At 69.4% G+C, this 16833-nt stretch carries 13 protein-coding genes; 7 read left to right on the top strand and 6 right to left on the bottom strand.

Annotation, left to right across the window (positions count from 1 at the left end; all coding sequences use genetic code 11):
- Positions 1–41: 41 nt before the first annotated feature.
- The gene (locus OHA18_RS31740; RefSeq protein WP_328999012.1) at positions 42–1136 is read left to right on the top strand and encodes an RNA polymerase sigma factor; all 1095 of its coding nucleotides are present in this window, start codon (positions 42–44) and stop codon (positions 1134–1136) included.
- Here OHA18_RS31740 and OHA18_RS31745 read toward each other — a convergent pair.
- The 5 genes from OHA18_RS31745 to dacB all read right to left on the bottom strand — a co-directional run bounded on the left by OHA18_RS31745 (position 1099) and on the right by dacB (position 7414).
- Positions 1099–2037, bottom strand: coding sequence for a GNAT family N-acetyltransferase (locus OHA18_RS31745; protein ID WP_328999013.1), 939 nt, complete (start codon positions 2035–2037; stop codon positions 1099–1101). The genes OHA18_RS31740 and OHA18_RS31745 overlap by 38 nt on opposite strands.
- Positions 2034–2987 carry a GNAT family N-acetyltransferase gene (locus OHA18_RS31750; RefSeq protein ID WP_328999014.1) on the bottom strand — a complete coding sequence of 318 codons (954 nt, stop codon included), beginning with the start codon at positions 2985–2987 and terminating at the stop codon, positions 2034–2036. The genes OHA18_RS31745 and OHA18_RS31750 overlap by 4 nt, the downstream gene beginning before the upstream one ends.
- A 51-nt stretch (positions 2988–3038) precedes the next feature.
- Complete coding sequence (locus OHA18_RS31755; RefSeq protein WP_328999015.1) at positions 3039–3419, bottom strand: hypothetical protein; 381 nt, start codon at positions 3417–3419, stop codon at positions 3039–3041.
- An 89-nt stretch (positions 3420–3508) separates the two neighbouring features.
- Positions 3509–5749 carry an ATP-binding protein gene (locus OHA18_RS31760; RefSeq protein ID WP_328999016.1) on the bottom strand — a complete coding sequence of 747 codons (2241 nt, stop codon included), beginning with the start codon at positions 5747–5749 and terminating at the stop codon, positions 3509–3511.
- Positions 5750–5845: 96 nt separating this feature from the next.
- Positions 5846–7414, bottom strand: coding sequence for a D-alanyl-D-alanine carboxypeptidase/D-alanyl-D-alanine endopeptidase (dacB, locus tag OHA18_RS31765; protein WP_328999017.1), 1569 nt, complete (start codon positions 7412–7414; stop codon positions 5846–5848).
- Between the two features lie 157 nt (positions 7415–7571).
- On the opposite strand from dacB, the gene OHA18_RS31770 reads away from it, so the two are divergent.
- Genes OHA18_RS31770 through OHA18_RS31785 form a run of 4 tightly spaced genes read left to right on the top strand, consistent with a single transcriptional unit; the run spans position 7572 to position 12372 of the window.
- Positions 7572–8864 (top strand): family 43 glycosylhydrolase, encoded by a 1293-nt coding sequence (locus tag OHA18_RS31770; protein WP_328999018.1) that lies wholly within the window; start codon positions 7572–7574, stop codon positions 8862–8864.
- Positions 8865–8923: 59 nt separating this feature from the next.
- Positions 8924–11026: an alkaline phosphatase family protein gene (locus OHA18_RS31775; RefSeq protein ID WP_328999019.1), complete on the top strand. Its 2103-nt coding sequence runs from the start codon at positions 8924–8926 to the stop codon at positions 11024–11026.
- 3 nt (positions 11027–11029) lie between these two features.
- Positions 11030–11794: an MBL fold metallo-hydrolase gene (locus OHA18_RS31780; RefSeq protein WP_328999020.1), complete on the top strand. Its 765-nt coding sequence runs from the start codon at positions 11030–11032 to the stop codon at positions 11792–11794.
- A complete protein-coding gene (locus tag OHA18_RS31785) occupies positions 11791–12372 on the top strand; it encodes a DedA family protein (RefSeq protein WP_328999021.1) in 582 nt (193 codons plus the stop codon). Before OHA18_RS31780 ends, OHA18_RS31785 begins: the two co-directional genes overlap by 4 nt.
- Here OHA18_RS31785 and OHA18_RS31790 read toward each other — a convergent pair.
- A complete protein-coding gene (locus OHA18_RS31790; RefSeq protein WP_328999022.1) occupies positions 12358–12999 on the bottom strand; it encodes a TIGR03085 family metal-binding protein in 642 nt (213 codons plus the stop codon). The genes OHA18_RS31785 and OHA18_RS31790 overlap by 15 nt on opposite strands.
- 162 nt (positions 13000–13161) lie before the next feature.
- Between OHA18_RS31790 and OHA18_RS31795 the strand changes: the two genes are divergently transcribed.
- Positions 13162–14991, top strand: coding sequence for an ABC transporter ATP-binding protein (locus tag OHA18_RS31795; protein WP_328999023.1), 1830 nt, complete (start codon positions 13162–13164; stop codon positions 14989–14991).
- Positions 14988–16784 (top strand): ABC transporter ATP-binding protein, encoded by a 1797-nt coding sequence (locus OHA18_RS31800; RefSeq protein ID WP_328999024.1) that lies wholly within the window; start codon positions 14988–14990, stop codon positions 16782–16784. The genes OHA18_RS31795 and OHA18_RS31800 overlap by 4 nt, the downstream gene beginning before the upstream one ends.
- Positions 16785–16833: the final 49 nt, after the last annotated feature.

A 16833-nucleotide genomic window follows, 5' to 3' on the forward strand; every position in this document is an offset into this window, starting at 1 on the left:
AACCTCTGTCGCTGGAGCGGGTACGGCGGGACACTGGCCGCGTGCAGGACGACAGCGATCCAGCTGCGGACATGGCCGCGCTCTATTGGCGGACCTGGCCGCGGCTGGTCGGCGTACTGGTGTCGATCGGGGGATCGCAGGCGGGCGCCGAGGCTGTGGCCCAGGACTCGTACGTGAAGCTGCTCGGCCGCTGGGACGCGATCCGCCGGTACGAGGATCCGGAGGCCTGGGTGCGCGGGCTCGCCGTGCGCACGATGGTCAGCCGGCTGCGCCGACGGCAGGTCGTGGCCGAGGCGTTCGGCAGGCTTGTCGGCCGCGAGGATCCGGAGCGTGGGCCGGCCGAGGATGTGGCGGCCGCCCTGGCCCGGATCACGCCGGAGCAGCGCGCGGTCGTCGTACTGCACGACGTGATGGAGCTGCCGGTCGAGCAACTCGCTGTGGACCTGCAACTTGCGGCCGGTGCGGTGAGGTCCCGGCTGACGCGGGCGCGACGGGCACTCGGGCCTGGGCTTGAGCTGACCGAGTACGTCGATGCGCGGACGCCGGATGAGGCACCACCGGTCGAGGATGTCGAACTGGCTGTCAAGGAGCGGCGCAGGCGACGGTACGTGGTGTCAGCGGCCGTTGCCGCAGTCGTGATCGTGGCCGGCATTTCGGCCGGTCTCGCTGTCCCCAGCGGCGAGACGGAACCGACGATCGGCCTGGAGATGCCGCCGTACACCGTCGACGGGCCGGCCCCGCAGCAGTACAAGATCGGTACGACGACCATCCTGCTGCGCGGCGAGATCGCGGTGACCTCGGCGCGCGTGGATCCGGACCACCTGTCGGTGCTGTCCGTCGGGATCGAACCCGACGAGGTCGCGATCGAGCCGTGCCTGCCGAACACGGTCGTCCGGATCCTGGCGCAGGACGCCTACTCGGTCCGGATCGCGGCGTACCGGTACGGCGTCGGCCCGGACCAGAACGAAGGTCACCAATGCACGAACCCTGGCCCGGCGCCGACCACCGTCCGGGTCGACCTGGAGAGCGTGATCGGGAGCCGCACGGTGTACGCCGGCAGCACGGGGGAGCGCGTCGTGCTGAGGGCCCGCGGCTGTCTCAGGCCGGCTGGATCGTTCGCCGCCAGATGTCGCTGATCAGGTCGGGGCGCATGCCGACACCGGTGTAGAGCGCGACGGCGGGAGTCGGGTTGCTGCTGTCGACGTGCAGGATGGTCCCGGACCGTCCGGCGGCCGCATCGACCGCAAACGCGTTGTGCAGAAGGAACTTCGCGAACCCGCGGCCGCGTGCGGACGGTACGACGGCGAGCCGGCCGACGTAGCCGCAGTTGTCGGTGCTGACGAAGTTGTCGTTGCACTCGGTCATGGCGACGGCCTGCCCGTCGAGCTCGAGTGTGGTCACCTGCGACCAGTCGAACGTCGACCGACTCTCCCGCGACGCCGCCCACTCGTCGAACGGTCGCGGCAGCGTCGCGGGTTGCCCGGCGAAGGCCTCCATCAGTACGCCGTGCGCAGCCCGCCGACTCGCCTCATCCGGTGCCCCACGCCGTACCACCACGTTGTCCGGCACCGCGGGCGGCAGCACCTCCCCATCGAAGGTGATCCGCATCCGCTGCACCGAAGTACCCACCGCAAACCCCCGCGCAGCAAGCACCTCAGGCAACAGTTGGTCCTGCCGAATCGCACCGACCTGCAGCACAACCTCGTGTCGGCCGGTCGCGTGGGCGCGGCGTTCGGTCTGGTCGAGCAGCCAGTTCAGGACGGCTGGGTTGTTGCTCAGGATGTCGATGTTGACGTGGGTTCCGCCGGTGATCTGGACTGCGGTGGCTGAGCCGGCGAAGTTGCCGTTGGGGTCGAGGACTACCCAGGCGTCGGTGGTGAGGTTGATGCCGGGGTCGCGGAGGTAGTTGGCGACGTCTTCCGGGCTGTGTTTGGGGAAGCCGAGCAGGGCGGAGGTGTAGACCGCGGACCGCTCGGCGATCAGCGCGGCATCCTCCAGCACCATCGGCCGGAACGTGTGGCCGGCGGGCAGGCTCATGCGACCGTCACCTCGCGCCGCCAGACCTCCATCACCAGCGTGGCCTGCATGCCGACCGACAGGTACACACCGAGCGCCGGCGTCGGGTTGTTCGTGTCGACGTGCAGGATCGTGCCGGCCCGCCCGGCCGCCGCGTCCAGCGCGAACTGGTCCCGCAGCAGGAACTTCGCCAGCCCCTTCCCGCGCGCCTTCGCGAGCACCCCCAGCCGGCCGATGTACCCGCAGTTCTCGTCCTCGACGAACTGGTTGCTGGTCGACCGCATCGCCACGACCTCACCGTCCAGCTCGAGCAACGTCAGCTGCGACCAGTCGAACGCCGAGAAGTTCTCCTGCGCCGCCTGCCACTCCTCGAACGAACGCGGAGTGAACCCGAACTGCCCCTCGAAGCTCTCATTGAGTACGACGTGCCCAACCCGCTGACTCGCCTCGTCCGGAGCACCTCGCCGTACGGTGACGCCGGCCGGAACCTCGGGCGCCGGGACCGGGCCGTCGTGATCGATCCGCATCCGGTGGAACGTCGTACCAGGGTGGAAGTCGTAGCCGGAGAGTCGTTCCGCGCGGGCCGTGTCGACGCGGTAGTTGACGACGTCGAGCTGCACGGACGAATGTCCGTAGGCCCGGGCGAACTCCGTCGCACGGCTGAGGATGCGCTCGAGGAGGTACGCCTCCACGTCGGTGTCCGCGGTGACCACGTCCAGGTCGAGCTGCCGGTGATCGCCCTTGCCGAACACCGTCCCGTACCCGATCAGGCGGTCGCCGTCGAACACCAGCCAGCCGTCGGTCTCCGGCTCGAACCCGGGGTCGGTGAGCTCGTCCTCGGCGTCCTCCAGCGTGTAGTCGGCGAAGCCGATCACCGACGTGTTGTAGTCGGACACCAACTCGAGGACCGCCTGCGCGTCCTCCTTCGACGGCGGACGGACGGTGTACGAGGACGGCAGTACGGCGGTCATGCACTCATGGTGGTGAACGACCGCCGTACTGTCCAAGGCATTAGCTCATCGCTAGCACTGGAACAGGCCGCCGGTCTCGTTGTTCATGTAGGAGGACTTCACGTAGCCGATCTCCTGGAACGGGATGCCGGTGAAGACCTTGTAGTACTCCTCCCCGTCGGCGCCGTACAGCCAGCAGGCCAGCCGCAGACTGTGGGACTTGGGGCAGGTGTACATGAGGTCGTCCGTTGCGAGGTCGGGCCGGGTCCGAACGAAGATCTCGCTCGCGCAGTTCGCGAAGACGTCGTCGTCGGCCGGAGCCGTGGTGACAGGGGTGGCTGCGACTGAGGCGGTGGTGACGGGTGCGGCGGTCGCCGGCGCGGTCCAGGCACAGGCTGCCACGGCAATTCCAGCGATCGCGGTCGCGGCGAGGCGTGCGCGAAGCTTGGTCATCGAATATGTCCTTCCACGAGAGTGTGCTCACTTGCTGCACCCATCGTGCTGGGACGGTCACACAGCAGAACAGCGCACGAACCGTTCATCTATGACCGGTCGTCGAGCCGTTCCGTCAGCTGCTCGGCCTCGTCGTCGCGTCCTTGCCGCCGGTACAGGTCCCGCGCCTCCCGCCACACCGCACGCGCCTGATCGCGGTTGCCGAGCGCGACGTACGGATGGCCGAGGCGTTCGAGCGTGTCGGCGATCTCGAAGATGTTGTCGAGGTGGCGATAGATGCCGAGGGCATCGAGGTAGTACCGGACGGCATGCCGGTGGTTGCCGGTGCGGTGATCGATGAGCCCGAGGCTGTCCAGGGTCTGCGCCTCACCGTTCACGTCCTGGTGGCGCCGGTACAGCGCGAGCGCCGCCTGGCAGTGCACGCGGGCCGCGTCGTGCTCGCCGAGTCGCGCGGAGTACCAGCCGACGGCGTTGAGGGCGTCGGCCTCTGCGATCGGCTCCTCGAGGTGCTGGTAGAGGCCGAGTGCTCGCTGGGCATGCTCCAAGGCCCCGCGGTCGTCGGGCCAGACCGACGCGAGCGTGTAGTGCGCCTGGGCCTGCAGCGCGCGATCGTCCTGCTGCTCGCTCAGGGCGAGCGCCCGGTTCAGGGCTGCGATCGCTTCCGGATGGTGTCCGAGCATGACGTGTGCGCGGCCGAGGAGCCGGTAGGCGATGATCTGGGTGCCGGGTTCGGGCAGTTGGGCGGCGGAGTCGACGGCGTTCTGCCAGACGGCGAGCTGATGGTGGCGGTGTCCTTTCCGGTAGTGGAAGTCGTTCAGCGCCCAGGCCAGTTGCCAGGCCGTGCGGTGCAGCGCCTGTGTAGCGGCCGCTTGCTGGGCCGCGAGCAGATTGTGGTGCTCGGCATCGAACCAGTCCATCGCGGCCGGGATGTCTGGCAAACCCTCCGGTTGACAGCCGGGGACGGGCGGGGCGAGTTCGATGGGTGGGCGGTGTGTGTCCAGGAGGAGGGCGCCGGCGTTGGCGGTGTGGGTGTAGTGGTCGAGCACCCGCCGCAGCGCCGCCGTCCTCACATCGTCGGCCAGATCGTGGGCGCCGGCCGCGTAGCGGCGGACCAGATCGTGCATGCGGTAGCGGCCGGCCGCGTCCCGGCCGATCAGCGACGCCTGCTCCAGCCTGCGCAGCACCGCCCGGCTCCGGCTCTGGCCGCGCCCGGTGAGGCTATTGGCCGCCGCCGATGCGATGTCGGGTCCTGGGGCGATCGCGAGGAGCCCGAACACCTCGGCTTCTTCGCCGGTCAGCGCATGGTGGGACAAGGACAGCGCCGCGGGCAGGCTTGCGGCGGGGTCGGCGTCGTCGAGTACGTCCAGTGTGTCCCTGCGCAACTCGTCGGCGACATCGGCCAGCGACAGCTGCGGATCGAGGTAGGCGCGGCCGGCGATGATGCTCAGAGCCAGTGGGAACCCGCCGCACAAGCTGAGAAGTTCGGCCGCGGCCGCGGCCGCGGCCGCGGCCTCGGTCCGTAGGCGTTCAGCGCCGAGCCGGGCGGCCAGCAACGCATGGGCCTCGGCGTCGGTGAGGATGTCGACGGACAAATGATGGGCGCCTTGTCCCGTGAGCAGGCCCGACAGCTGGTTGCGGCTCGTGACCACCACGGCGCTGGTGCCGGCGCCGGGAAGTAGCGAGGTGACCTGGGCGGTGTCAGCGGCGTTGTCGAGCACCACCAGCATCCTCTTGTCCGCCACCAGGCTGCGGAACAGCGCCGCCTGCGCGTGCGGAGCGAGCGGGATGCGCTCGGGCTCGACACCCAGCGTGTCGAGGAACCCGCGCAACGCCACCGCTGGGTCCATCGGATCGCTGTCCGGGCTGAAGCCCTGGAGGTCGACGAAAAGCTGGCCGTCCGGGAAGCGGTCGGCGTTGCGGTGGGCCCACTCCAACGCGAGCCAGGACTTGCCGACCCCGCCGGTGCCGACGAGCGTGCAGATGACCACACCGGTCGCGGCGTCAGGTCGCAGTGCAGAATCCAGTCGGTCCAGGTCGTGCCGGCGGCCCACGAACGGTGTGGGTGGGGCGGGCAGCTGACGGGGGACCGGGATCGCGGCCGGTTCGGCCACCCCCGCCGCCGTGGCCAGCAGTTCGTCCAGTTCGGACGGCTGCAGGTCGAGTGCGGTGGCCAGACGGCGTACCGACGCCAGCTGCGGGTTACGGCGGGTGCCGGTCTCCATGCCGCGGATCGTGCTGACCGAAACGCCGGAACGATCGGACAGGGCTTCCTGGGTCAGGCCGGCACGCAACCGGAACTGTCGGACGGCAGCCGCGAAATGATCTCCCACAATGTCGTTCTACCAGCACGATCGGTCACAGACGGTCACTCGCCACGGCTCCCGGACAGTACGGCGGTCAGTGGGACCGCCGTACCGTCGAACTGATCAGCAGGCCTTGGCCCGCTCCAGGTCACAGGTGGGCTGGGCGGTCTTCAAGTTCGTGACCGCGGCCGGGGGAGTGCCCTGGTCCGTCCAGGAGGCGAGCGTGACGCCGACCGCGTCCTCGATCGAGCGCGGGCTGTCCAGATAGTTGTTGCTGATCATCGAGAACACCAGCTTGCGGCCGTCCTTGTTCGACACGTAGCCGGACAACGCGGTGACGCCGGTGAGCGAGCCGGTCTTGCCGTGCAGGTTGTTGGCGGCCGGCGTGTTCAGCATCCGGCTGCGCAGCGTCCCGCCGACGAACCGTTCCGGGTTGCCGGCGATCGGCAGGGCGTCGTACCACTGCTTGAACCACGGCTCCTTCTGCGCGGCGATCAGGATGTCGGTGACCGCGTCGCCGGTCACGTTCACCTTGCGGGACAGGCCGGAGCCGTCGGACAGCCGGATCCGGCTGGTGTCGACGCCGACGCTCTGCGCGTAGTTCGTCACCACGTCCAGCCCGGCCGGCCAGCTGCCGTCGGCCTCGACGACCGCGCCCATCGTCTTGACCAGCGTCTCGGCGTGCATGTTGTTCGAGAGCTTCAGGAACGGCGTGAGCAGTTCGCCGACCGTCATCGACTCGTCCCGGGCCAGCCGGGTCGCGCCGGTCGGGGTGGCCGCGTTCTTGATCTGGCCGCTGACCGAGATGCCCTGCGTGGTCAGCGCCCGACGGAACACGTCGGCCGCGTACAGCTCCGGCTCCCAGACGGTCACCCAGTCCTGCTCGACCGAGGATCCGAGCGGCATCGAGCCGGAGACCCGGACGACGTTCGTGCCGTGGTCGCGGTCGACGTTGATCGTGTTCGACGTGCCGGCCGCGCCGGTCTTCGCGGTGTTGACGATCTTGAGTACGCCGTTCGCCGGGACCAGGTCCAGCTTCACCGGGGCCCCGGCCGCGGCTCCTGGGCGGGTTTCGACGATCGCCGCACCGGAGTCGTAGTCGGTGTTCGGGGCGAGCGTCAGCGCGGAGATCTGGGCGTTGTAGTAGAACGGCTCGTCGTCCCAGCCCCAGCTGTCACCGAGGCGGACGTGGTCGAAGTACGAGTCGTCCGCGATCAGGTTGCCGTCGACCCGCCGTACGCCGGCCGCCTTGAGCTGCTTGGCCAGCCCGGCGTAGTCGGACTCCAGTGCGGTCGGGTCGCCATACCCCTTCAGGTAGAGGTCACCGCGCAGCTTCCCACCGTGGACGGGTGCGGTGGCGAGCACGTCGGTGTGGAAGCGGTACGACGGACCGAGTACGTGCATCGCGGCCGTCGAGGTGAACAGCTTGGTGTTCGACGCGGGCAGCAGCCGCTCGGCGCCGTTCCGGTCGTACAGCGTCTCGCCGGTGGTCGCGTCGCGGACCACGAGCGTGACCTGCGAACCGTCGTACCGGCTGTCGTTCAGCAGGCCGTCGAGCCGCTGCTGCAGCGCCGTCTCCTGTACTGCGGTCGGCGCGCCGGCCGACTGTGTGACCACACCGCCGACCGTGGCCGCGACGGCGGCCACCGCGGCGACAAACCCGCGCCCCGACACTCTCGGTAAATGACTCACGAGACACTCCCTCAAACCAGGCGGAAAACAACTAGCCGGAGTCTCTACCTCGAATGACTCCAGGTCCAGGGATCGGCCGGAATGAGGTCTCGCGTTCCAGGTGAATCGATGGAAAAGTTCGTCGTACAGGTATCCGCCCCCACCTGAGGAGTCACCCATGAGACGACTTCTGGCGGCTTTGGTCGCCGCCCTCAGCCTCACCGCGTTGCTGTCCGTGCCCGCTCACGCCGTCAGCGCCGTGTTCCCGAGCGAGATCATCGGTGAGGACTTTCCCGATCCGGATGTGTTCCAGCAGAACGGCACCTGGTACGCGTACTCGACCAACAACGGCCGCGGCACCGTCACTGTCGCAACGGCGCCGAGTGCCACCGGACCGTGGACCATCCGCGGCGATGCGATGCCCGGCGGCCCCTCCGCCGACTGGGCCCAACCGGGCCGCACCTGGGCGCCGGACGTCTACCCGAACCCGGACGGCACCTACACCCTCACCTACACCGCGTGGCACAAGGCATCCGGTCACCAGTGCATCGGCGTCGCCACCGCGGCCTCACCACTCGGCCCGTTCCAGCCGGTCGGTACGACGCCGCTCATCTGCCCGCTCGACCAGGGCGGCGCCATCGACCCGAACACCTTCATGGCCAATGACGGCACCCGCTACCTGGTCTGGAAGAACGACGGCAACGCGATCGGCCAGCCGTCGACGCTCTGGCTGACCCGTACGGCGGACAACGGCCGGACCATCGTCGGCGGCAACACCGCGATGCTCACGTCGAGTGGCGTCATCGAGGCGCCGGACCTCGTCCAACGCGGCAGCCAGTACGTGCTCTTCTTCTCCGGCGGCGGATACACGGACTGCAACTACCTCACGTCGTACGCGACCTCGACGAGCCTGAGCGGGCCGTGGACGACGGCGTACCGGCCGTTGATGACGACGGCGACGCTCGACAACGCCGTCTGCGGGCCGGGCGGGGCGGACTTCGTGGACAACAAGGTTTTCCTGCACGGGTGGGTCGGCAACCAGCGGCACCTGTACGTCGCCGACGTCGGGTGGGCCAACGACTACCCGGTGGTGCGCGGCAGCCGGGTCCGGTACGAGGCGGAGCGCGGCACGCTGAACCATTGCAGCGTCCGGGCCAACGCCGCCGGCGCGTCGGACGGCAAGGTGGTCGCCTACATCGACTATGCCGATTCGTGGGTGGAGAACACCGTCTTCGCGCCGGTCGCCGGCAGCTACACCCTGTACGTCGGGTACGCCAACGGATCGGCGTCCACCGCGAGTCACGGCCTCGTTGTCAACGGCAACAACGCGGGCTCGGTCAGCTACCCGGTCACCGGCTGGGACAACTGGCACGAGAGCTCGGTGTCCGTCACGCTCGACGCGGGCTGGAACACGATCCGGCTGACGAAGGGCGACCAGTACACGGAGGTCGACTACCTCGAGGTGCAGTAGAAGCGTCTGGCCGACCCCGTACTCTCGTACTGGCAGAGTGCACGACGGGGAAGCAGGCAATGGCGAAACCACCAGAACAGGTGTACAAGGACCGGCGGCGACCGGTGTGGCTGGATCTCCGCCGTACCGGTCGTGGCCTGCAGGCGATGCTGTACGGCGGTCTCGCGTCACTGATCTCGCTGGTGATCACGTTCTGGACGCTGCCGCAGATCAGCAGCGACGGCCGGCTGCCGATCTTCCGCCTAGTGGTCCTGCTGGCGGTGTTCTCGGTCCTGATGCGCTGGATCCTGGCCGGGATCGCGGTCCTGATCGGCTCGATCGGCGTCCTGATCGGCGGCCTGCTGTCGCAGTTCGGGGTCGTCTATCTCGCCATCACCGTCGACCCCGGCGTGAACCTGCACGGCGGGGTGGAGGCCCCGCTGCTGGTGGCGATCTGGATGTCCTCGATCAGCGCCTTCGTCGGCTGGGTCGCGTACGCCGGCAGCGACGACGCGTACGTCGCCGAGGTGATGCGGGTCGTGCACCGCCGGGCCCGCCGGATCCAGGCGGCGCCGAAGACCGGACTGCTGATCATCCAGATCGACGGCCTGTCCGCGCCGCTGCTCAACTGGATGGTCCTGGCCGGCAACCTGCCGAATCTGGGCGGCTGGATCCGGGACGGCAACCACTCGATGCTGGCCTGGCACACCGGCGTACCGGCGACCACGCCCGCGAGTCAGGCCGGGATCCTGCACGGCGGCTCGAAGCACATCCCGGCGTTCCGGTGGTACGAGAAGGAGACCGGCCGGGTGATGGTCACCAACCGCGGCCGGGACGCGGCGGAGATCGAGGACCGGATGTCGACCGGGCGCGGCCTGCTCGCGGACGGCGGTGTCAGCATCAGCAACAACTGGTCCGGCGACGCGGACAGGTGCGAACTCGTGTTCAGCCGGGCCGCCCTGCCGAACAGCCGCAGCCGCGGGTACGTCCGGTTCTTCTCCAGCCCGCAGGGCGCCGCCCGCGGGCTGATCCTGTGCGTCGCGGAGATGATCAAGGAGTTGCACCAGGCCCGGCGCCAACGCGTCCGGCACCTCGTCCCGCGGGTGAAGCGCGGCGGCGGGTACATCTTCCTGCGCGCGATCACCAACGTCCTGCTCCGCGACCTGAACGTCTCGCTGATCACCGACGAGCTGGCCAAGGGCACGCCGGTGATCTACTGCGACTTCGTCGACTACGACGAGGTCGCGCACCACGCCGGTCCGACCCGGGCCGAGTCGCTGCAGACCCTCGAAGGCCTGGACCGGGTGCTCGGTGCGCTGCACCGGATCATCGACATCCTGCCGCACTCGTACGAGATCGTCGTGCTGTCCGACCACGGCCAGAGCCAGGGCTCGACCTTCCTCCAGCGGTACGGACGGACCCTCGCCGAGGTGGTCGACGACCTGGTCGACACCACCAAGGAGCCGGTCGCGGCGGTCGGCAAGTCCGAGGGCTGGGGGCCGGTGAACGCGTTCCTGACCGAGCTGACCATGCGCCGCAGCGTGGCCGGATCGGTGACCCGGAAGGCGCTGCACGTGAAGGGCGGCGAGGTCGAGCTCGGCCCGAAGGACTGCGAGCCGCCGGTCGCCGCTGATGAGCAGATGGTCGTCACGGCCTCCGGCAACCTCGCGCTGATCTACCTCGCCACCACACCCGGCCGGGTGCCGTTGGAGGAGATCGAGCTGCTGCACCCGAAGCTGATCCCGGGGCTCGCGACTCATCCCGGCATCGGGTTCGTGGTGGTCGACTCGCTCGCCGAGGGACCGGTCGCGATCGGGCACGCCGGGGTCCGCGTGCTGCGATCCGGTCGGGTCGAGGGCGACGACCCGCTGGCGCCGTACGGCGAGCTTGCGGCCGCGTCGATACTCCGGCAGGCCGAGATGCCGCACAACGGGGACCTCGTCGTGGTCAGCCGGCTGGATGACTACACCCACGAGGTGGCGGCGTTCGAGGAGCTGGTCGGATGCCACGGCGGGATCGGCGGCTGGCAGACCGACGCGGTCCTGGTGCACCCGAGCCGCTGGGTGCTCAGTGAGCCTCCCGTAGGCTCCGACGCGGTCCACGAGGTGCTGATCGGCTGGCTGGAGAAGCTGGGGCACCGCAAGGACCTGAAGGATCCGGTCGAGTCGAAGGTTGAGGCCTGAAGCGTGCGAATCACCTGGTGGGGGCACGCCACCACCACCATCGAGGCGAACGGCACGCGGCTGCTGACCGACCCGGTGCTGACGTCACGGATCGCGCACCTGCGCCGCCGGCGCGGACCGGTGCCGCTGCCCGAGGCAGGGCACTGCGACGCGGTCCTGGTGTCGCATCTGCACGCCGACCACCTGCATCTCACCTCGCTGCCGATGGTTGCCCCGGACGCCGCGCTGGTGGTGCCGCGTGGAGCCGCGAAGCTGATCCACGCCGACAGCGGAGCGGCGTACTCCGACCGCTGCATCGAGGTTGCTCCGGGCAATCAAATCAAGATCGGCTCGCTCGAGATCACCGCCGTCACCGCTCACCACGACGGGCGCCGGCTGCCCTGGTCGTCGTACTCCGCGCAGGCGCTGGGCTACCGGATCGACAGCTCGCCGAGTGTCTGGTTCGCGGGCGACACCGACCTGTACGACGGGCTGGCCGCGGAGGTCGGTCAGGTGGACCTGGCGCTGGTGCCGGTGGGCGGCTGGGGGCCGTCGCTCGGACCGGGGCATCTGGATCCGGTGCGGGCGACCGAGGCGGTCCGGCTGGTCGGCGCGTCGACGGCCGTACCGGTACATTTCGGGACGTTCTGGCCGATCGGCTTCGATTGGGTCAAACCGGAGTTGTTCCTGCCACCGGGGGACAGGTTCCGGGCCGCGATGGCCGAGGTAGATCCTGCGGTGAAGGTGGAGCTCTTGGCGCCGGGTGAGTCGATCGAGGTGTCTGCGTGAGCGGCGACACGAAGTTCGATCTCTGGTACTTGGTCGCGCTCGCCGGTGCGGTGCTGATCGGGGCGGTGCTTCCGGTGCTGCCGACGGGCGCTGCGGTGTCGGCAGCCGCAGTGCTGGCGTCGCACAGCAATCCGATCGGGCTGGTCGGTGTGCTGATCGCCGGTGCGGCCGGGGCGTACGTCGGCGACCTGATCGTGTACGCCGGTTGCCGCTTCGGCGGTGAGCGGTTGGCGAAACGGATCGGGTGGTTGCGGGACAACGCGTCGCTGGACGCGCTCCGGGTCAGACTGGCCGAGCACGAGATCAGCGTGCTGCTGACCTCGCGGCTGATCCCCGGAGGTCGCGTGCCCGTGCTGCTGGCGGCCGGCCTGGCCGGGTACCCGTGGCAGCGGTTCGCGCTGGTCGACCTGACCGCGTCCTCCCTGTGGGCCGCGGTCTACATGGCGATCGGACTGCTCGGCTACGCGCTCTTCGACGAGCCCTGGCAGGGCGTCCTGGCGGCGATCGTGCTGGTCATCCTCACCACCGTCGTCAGCAGTCTGATCCAGCGTGCCCGGCGGAAATCACACCCCAAATGACGCATTGCGGAGCCGCTCGACCGGCTCCGCGTCGCCGACCAGCTGGACGTCGGCCACCTGCTGACGCCCGGAACAGAACAGCACCAGCTCACCCGGCTCGCCGGTGACCGTGACCGATCCCAGCTCGGTCGGTCGCTTCGCGACGGCCGTCGTACCGTCCGGCAGCGCCAGCGTCACGCCGCTCGCAGCCTTCCGCAGCATCGACCGCGCGCCGAGCCGGAGCCCCTTCCACAGACCCTCCTGCTGCTCGGCAGGCAGGGTGCGGATCTCGTACGCCGGCTGGGCCCGGCGGACGTCCTCGTGGTGGATGAAGAACTCGCTCGTGTTCAGCTGGTGACCGAGCTTCGGCAGCGCGAAGATCGAGACCGCGGGCGGCCCGTGCCGGAACTTGTCGACGACCTCGGTGAAGCTGTACCGCTCCTTGGCGCGTTTCATCCGCCGCGCCGTGGTGTCCGCGAGGGCGGGGATCACCAGCCCCGGCCCGACCATCGGATCGGCTTCCCGGATGTACAGATGGACCGCGAGGTCATAGGTGTCCCATCCTTCACACAGCGTGGGCTGATCAGGCCCCAACTGGTCGAGCAGGTCACTGAGCGCAAGTCGTTCTACCCGGCTGTAGTCGGTCACATTCTCGATCCTAATTCCCCACTCCTTCTTCCTTCCTTCCCTTCGCTCCTGGGAGGAGGAGCGGGAAGAAAAGATTGAGGAGGAGGGGTTGGGGAATGGCAGAATGTCAATCGTTGTCATGCCTGTGTCCCGCGTATGCACCTGACTGCCCTGGAGTGTGTCTTGCCTGTCCCGAAAGTCCCCGACAAGGGCAGCGTCACCCGGCGGGGGTTCGGGGTGCTGCGGGTCGCGATCTGGGAGGAGCCGGGCATCTTCGCGCTGTCCGTGCTCGCCAGCATGCTGTACGGCGCGATGACGGTGGCCGGCGGCTGGGCGCTCGGCTGGTCGACCGACCACGTGATCCGGCCCGCGTTCGACCGCGGCGAGACCACCACCGGTGCGATCGTGACGCTGATCTCGCTGTTCATGGGGATCGCGATCCTGAACGCGATCGGCGTGGTCGGGCGGCGGCTCGGGGCCGGCGTGATGCAGTTCCGGCTGCAGGCGACGTACCGCCGGCGGGTGACCCGGCAGTACCTGAAGCTGCCGCTGGAGTGGCACCACCAGCACTCGACCGGCATGTTGCTGTCGAACGCGAACGCCGATGTGGAGTCGACCTGGTTCGTGATCGCGCCGCTGCCGATGGCGATCGGTGTCATCGCGATGCTGGTGTTCGCGACGATCGCGATGTTCGCGGCCGACGTCTGGCTGGCCGCGGTCGGCTGTCTGGTCTTCCCGCTGGTCTTCGTCGCGAACGTGATCTTCCAGCGGTACCTGCAGCCGCTCGCGACCCGGGCGCAGCAGTTGCGGGCCGACGTCTCCGAGGTCGCGCACGAGTCCTTCGACGGTGCGCTCGTGGTGAAGACGCTGGGCCGGGAGGCCGCCGAGACCGAGCGGTTCCGTGCCCCGACGAACGCGCTCCGGGACGCGAACATCGCGGTGAACAAGGCCCGCGGCATGTTCGACCCGGTGATCGACGGTCTGCCCCGGCTGGGTGTGCTCGCGGTGCTGCTGGTCGGCGTCGGGCGGGTGCGGTCCGGCGGGGCGGACGCCGGTGACGTGATCCAGGTGGCGTTCCTGTTCACGCTGATCGGGTTCCCGATCCGGGCGCTCGGCTGGGTGCTCGGCGAGCTGCCGCGGTCCGTTGTCGGCTGGGACCGGGTGCAGCGCGTGCTGACCGCCGAGGGCGGGATGGAGTACGGAGAAGCGCGGCTCACGTCGACGAAGGCGGCCCGGCTGCAGGTCGCCGGCGTCCGGTTCGGGTACCTGCCGGAGCGCGACGTACTGGCCGGGGTCGACTTCACCATCGAGCCTGGGCGGACGGTCGCCGTCGTCGGGCCGACCGGCGCCGGCAAGTCCACGATGACCACGCTGCTCACCCGCCTGGTCGACCCGGAGCAGGGCGCGGTGAAGGTCGACGGGGTCGACCTGCGGGAGCTGGCGCGCGACGAACTGGCCGGCTCGGTCGCGCTGGTGGCGCAGACCGCGTTCCTGTTCGACGACACGATCCGGGGCAACATCACGCTCGGCGGCGAGTACAGCGACGACGACGTGTGGGACGCGCTGCGGATAGCGCAGGGCGACGGGTTCGTGAAGGCGCTGCCGGACGGTCTCGACACCAAGGTCGGCGAGCGCGGTACGACGCTGTCCGGCGGGCAGCGGCAGCGGATCGCGCTGGCGCGGGCCCTGGTCCGGCGGCCGCGGTTGCTGATCCTGGACGACGCGACCAGCGCCGTCGACCCGCAGGTCGAGGCGCGCATCCTGGCCGGACTGCGGTCCGCTGTGCACGACGATGCCGGCGCGGCGACGACCGTACTGGTGATCGCGTACCGGAAGGCGACGATCTCGCTCGCCGACGAGGTGCTGTTCCTCGACGAGGGCCGGATCCAGGCGCACGGCACGCACACCGAGCTGCAGGCTTCGACGCCGGCCTATCGGGACCTGGTCGACGCGTACGAGAAGGATGCCGAGCGCCGCGAGGAAGAACTGAATGTGGAAGGGGCGTCCGCGTGAGCGCGGCTGAAGCGAGTCGGCTCGACCACGGCGACAACGCCGGTGGGCTGCAAACACTCAAAGACGGTCTGAAGGTTTCGCCGGAGCTGGCCCGTGGATGGGGGGTGACGGGGATCCTGGCGTTGACGATGACGGCCGGGCGGATCGTCGTACCGATCGCGGTGCAGCAGACGATCGACAAGGGGCTGTCCGGCGCCGGCGGTCCGGACATGTCGTACGTCGCCTGGATGTGCCTCATCTGCGCGCTGGGCGTGATCCTTACCGCCGGAGCGTCGTACCTGACGACCGTGCGGCTCGCGGTCAACTCCGAGTCGGGGCTGGCGACGATGCGGATCAAGGCGTTCCGGCACGTGCACGACCTGCCGGTGCTGACGCAGAGCACCGAGCGGCGGGGCGCACTGGTCAGCCGGGTCACGTCGGACGTCGACACGGTGTCGCAGTTCCTGCAGTTCGGCGGGTTCATCTTCCTGGTCAGCCTCGGGCAGATGTTCCTCGCGACGATCGTGATGTTCTTCTACTCGTGGCAGCTCGCGCTGGTCGTGCTGCTGTGCTTCATCCCGCTGTTCGCCAGCCTGAAGTACCTGCAGCGCGCGATGTCGGCGGCGTACGGCGTGGTCCGGGCGAAGGTCGGCGAGATGCTGTCCGCGATCTCCGAGCCTGTCGTCGGCGCGCAGGTGGTCCGCTCGTACGCGATCGAGGCGCGGACACAGGGCCGGATCGACGCGACCATCGAGGACTATCGCAAGACGGCGACGCGGGCGCAGGGGCTGACCGGTCTGACGTTCTCGATCGGTGGTCTGGCGGCCGGTTTCGCGAACGCCGGCGTGCTGACGGTCGGCGTACTGCTGGGCGTGGACAAGCAGGCGACGCTGGGTGAGCTGCTCGCGTTCATGTTCCTGGTGTCGCTGTTCTCGGACCCGGTGCAGATCGCCACGCAGGTGCTGACCGACGCGCAGAGCGCGTTCGCCGGCTGGCGCCGGGTGCTCGGCGTGATCGCGACGCCGGCCGATGTCGTGGATCCCGGCGAGACCGGGGTGAAGCAGGCCCGTGGGCCGATCACGGTCGAGTTCGACGACGTCGATTTCGCTTATCCGGAAGGCGAGCTGGTACTGCGCGATGTCGGCGTACGGATCGCGCCGCATCGGCGGGTCGCGGTCGTCGGCGAGACCGGGTCCGGCAAGACGACGTTCGCGAAATTGCTGACGCGGCTGATGGATCCGACCGCGGGCGCGGTCAAGCTCGACGGGGTGGACGCGAAGGAGATCTCGTTCGAGTCGCTGCGGGAGCGGGTCGTGATGGTGCCGCAGGACGGCTACCTGTTCGACGCGTCGCTGGCCGAGAACGTGCGCTTCGGCCGGCCCGAGGTGACCGACACGGAGTTGGTGACCGCGTTCGAGTCGCTCGGACTGACGGACTGGCTGGAGTCGCTGCCGGACGGGCTGGACTCGCCGGTCGGGCAGCGGGGCGAGTCGCTGTCGGCGGGGGAGCGGCAGCTGGTCGCGCTGGTCCGCGCGAACATCGCGGACCCCGACCTGCTCGTGCTCGACGAGGCGACGTCGGCGGTCGACCCCGGGACCGAGGTGCGGGTCAACGCGGCGCTCGAGCGGCTGATGGCCGGGCGTACGTCGGTGACGATCGCACACCGGCTCTCGACGGCCGAAGCCGCCGACGAGGTGCTGGTGTTCGACGACGGTGAGATCGTCGAACGCGGATCGCACGCCGAACTCGTCGGCGCCGGCGGCGTCTACACGCAGCTGCACGACAGCTGGATCGCGCAGCGCAGCGCGCTCTGATCCTTCAGGCACTGAACGCCGGCCGGGACCCAGCGAGGGGATGATCCCG

Origin of the sequence: Kribbella sp. NBC_00709, from assembly GCF_036226565.1 — a bacterium.
Lineage (GTDB): Bacteria > Actinomycetota > Actinomycetes > Propionibacteriales > Kribbellaceae > Kribbella.